This window comes from Microcystis sp. M109S1 (assembly GCF_020247025.1).
Lineage (GTDB): Bacteria > Cyanobacteriota > Cyanobacteriia > Cyanobacteriales > Microcystaceae > Microcystis.
The window spans coordinates 1-2,730 of sequence record NZ_JADBRW010000342.1; the positions used below are offsets into that span (position 1 = coordinate 1).

General features: G+C 44.7%; 2 protein-coding genes and 1 pseudogene. 2 read left to right on the forward strand and 1 reads right to left on the reverse strand.

What is annotated here, in order from left to right:
* The first annotated feature begins 298 nt into the window (after positions 1 to 298).
* Together IM322_RS17215 and IM322_RS17220 are read left to right on the forward strand one after the other, a co-directional pair.
* Positions 299 to 1,186 (forward strand): alpha/beta fold hydrolase, encoded by an 888-nt coding sequence (locus IM322_RS17215; RefSeq protein ID WP_287675223.1) that lies wholly within the window; start codon positions 299 to 301, stop codon positions 1,184 to 1,186.
* 42 nt (positions 1,187 to 1,228) lie between these two features.
* Entirely contained in the window at positions 1,229 to 1,606 is a 378-nt protein-coding gene (locus tag IM322_RS17220) for a hypothetical protein (protein ID WP_287675225.1), read from the forward strand.
* 161 nt (positions 1,607 to 1,767) lie between these two features.
* Here IM322_RS17220 and IM322_RS17225 read toward each other — a convergent pair.
* A pseudogene (locus IM322_RS17225) lies at positions 1,768 to 2,592 on the reverse strand (cation:proton antiporter); the annotation flags it as partial.
* Positions 2,593 to 2,730: the final 138 nt, after the last annotated feature.

Here is a 2,730-nt window from a genome sequence, read left to right on the forward strand (position 1 = left end):
TAAAGCAGCTCTAAAGAGTTTTGAGTTAAAAGTTAAACTTCAAGTTTTCATTCAGGACGAATGTACTGATTAACTAATTTTTTGGGGAAAATTAGTTAACCCATCATTATAACATATAATTAATTTGCAAGAGTTCTAATTAATTACACATATCTAACTGCCTCTTGCCTCTTGCCTCTTGCCTATCTTCACTAGGAAATTAATTTTGCACGACTACTTAACTACACATATCTAAACACCTCTTGCCTTTTGCCTCTTGCCCCTTGCCTGTTGCCTCATCAAACTTTCGCCCTCATCCGTGAATTATCCTAACTTTTTACCCACTGTTAGCGAGGGATTGAGCGAAGATACCTCCCTTGCTCTCCTCCAGAATATCCAGCAAATTGCCATCGATAGCCCTATCTATCCTCGATCGATCCTAACCACCTATAGTCAACAAGGGCAAGGTCAACCGCCTTTTCTCCTCCTACACGGTTTTGATAGTTCCCTGCTGGAATTTCGGCGTTTACTACCTTTACTCGCCCAAAATAGGGAAACTTGGGCGATAGATCTACTCGGCTTCGGTTTTACTGAGCGATCGCCAGATTTGGAAGTATCTCCGAAAACTATTAAAAGCCATCTTTACCATTTCTGGCAAACTGCGATCGCCAAACCGATAATTTTAGTCGGTGCTTCCATGGGGGGTGCAGTGGCCCTCGATTTTGCCCTCTCCTACCCGGAAATAGTGGCGAAATTAGTCCTCATTGACAGCGCAGGACTAGCTAATCCCCCGGTCTTGGGTAAATTGATGTTTTCTCCCCTCGATAAGTGGGCAACTAATTTTTTAGCCAATTCCCGCGTGCGTCAAAATATCAGTCGTACCGCCTATTTTGATCAAACTTTGGCCACTGTTGATGCTTGCACCTGTGCTAATCTGCACCTGAATTGTCCCCACTGGAGTGAGGCTTTAATCTCTTTTACCAAAAGTGGCGGTTATGGGGGATTTTTGCCGAAATTAAGCCAAATAAACCGAGAAACGCTGATTATTTGGGGCGAAAACGATCAAATTTTAGGCACAAAAGACGCGAAGATATTTCAGCAGGCCTTACCCAATAATCAACTGGTCTGGATTCCTCGCTGTGGTCATGTTCCCCACCTCGAAAAACCAGAACTTACCGCAGCCGCGATAGTTAAATTTGCGAGCTAAAAACTTATAATGGGATTATTTGACGCTATAGTGCCAACTTTTATGAAATTTTTGCCGATCGCTCTCGCTGCATTCAGCCTTCTGAGTTTATCTGTCAATATTCCCGCTACTGTGGCCACACAACAGCTTTTTTGTCGAGGCCGCATGAATAACGGTTGGTCCTATTCGGCAGAATTTCTCAATGGACGTTTTGAACGCATTCGCTGGACGCGTTCCGGTCAACCTCCCCAAGTTTCTAGCCTTAGTTTTAAAAATACCAACAACAAAGGACAACCGATTTATCGTGGCAGTTTATTCGCCGCAGTCAGTGTGACTCTGATAGACTTATCGAAAGGAGATGTCCGTCCCGGTTCGCAAATTTCCGTGGGAGTGGAAGAATGGGGTTGGTCGCGGGGAAACTGCGGTCTTTCTAACCGATAAATCCCGGAACTATCGTCATTTCAGGGAGCGGTTAGCGGACAGTCAAGATTAAATGGCGATGCCAAAATTGGCATCGGGACTGTCTCCTGACTGGTGATCAATGACAAAAAAGGCTGAAAATGCTTCAGCCTCGTCTAAAAAATCAGATTTTACCATCAAAATTAAGGAATAGGATTAGCCGGCTCCTTGCCTTCCAGGGTTTCGGGAACAGCTTCCGTCTTACCAAAAGCGATTCGCAGGAAGGGAGGAGCCAAGAAAGTGGTCAGGATTACCATAATAATAATCGACACCTCTAAAGGCTTATCCAAAATTCCGCTGGCCGAGCCAATCCCGGCAAAAACTAGACCCACCTCACCCCGGGGAATCATGCCCACACCGATGGCGAGGCGATTGATGCCGGATATGCCAAAAACTGCCCAGCCCGTCACCAGTTTACCAACGATCGCCACAGCCATCAAAAAGACAGCGATCAAAAGTCCGGCCCGATTCTCCGGTATCGTTGGGTTTAAAACACCGAGGTCGGCACGCGCTCCCACCGTCACAAAGAAAATCGGCACAAGCAAATCGGCGATCGGTTTAATTAACTCATCCAACTCGTTGCGGGTATCAGTTTCATCAAGAACCAAACCGGCCGCAAAGGCCCCTAAAATCGCTTCAAGATGAATAGCATTGCCCAAAAATGCCATAAAGAAAGCGAAGACAAATGCCGGAATAACAATATTTCCCCGAGTTTTCAGCCGCTCCACGATCGCCACAAAACTTTTGTTAAAAATACCTCCCAACAAAATTGATCCGATCAAAAAGGCCGTAGCGCTGACGATCAAATAAATAACATTGACCACATCGATCTCACCGGTTTTGGCCAAACTAGCGACCACAGCCAGAACAATAATACCAAGGACATCATCGATCACCGCCGCACCGACAATAATTTGCCCTTCTTTGGATTTGAGTTGACCTAACTCTGACAACACCTTCGAGGTAATAAGCTAAAACGCACTTAAACCACCTAAAATAGAAATAGTAACTTGAGAAAAATTCTACTTATGCCAGCTAAAGATTTCCTAGATTTAGAAGAAAAGAAAAACTTACAAAAAGCTCTTAAAGAAGAAGAAAGAGCAGAA

Bases quoted from the DNA above. Each gene is read 5' to 3' on its own strand.
- IM322_RS17220 (WP_287675225.1), top strand. From the start codon at position 1,229: ATGAAATTTTTGCCGATCGCTCTCGCTGCATTCAGCCTTCTGAGTTTA.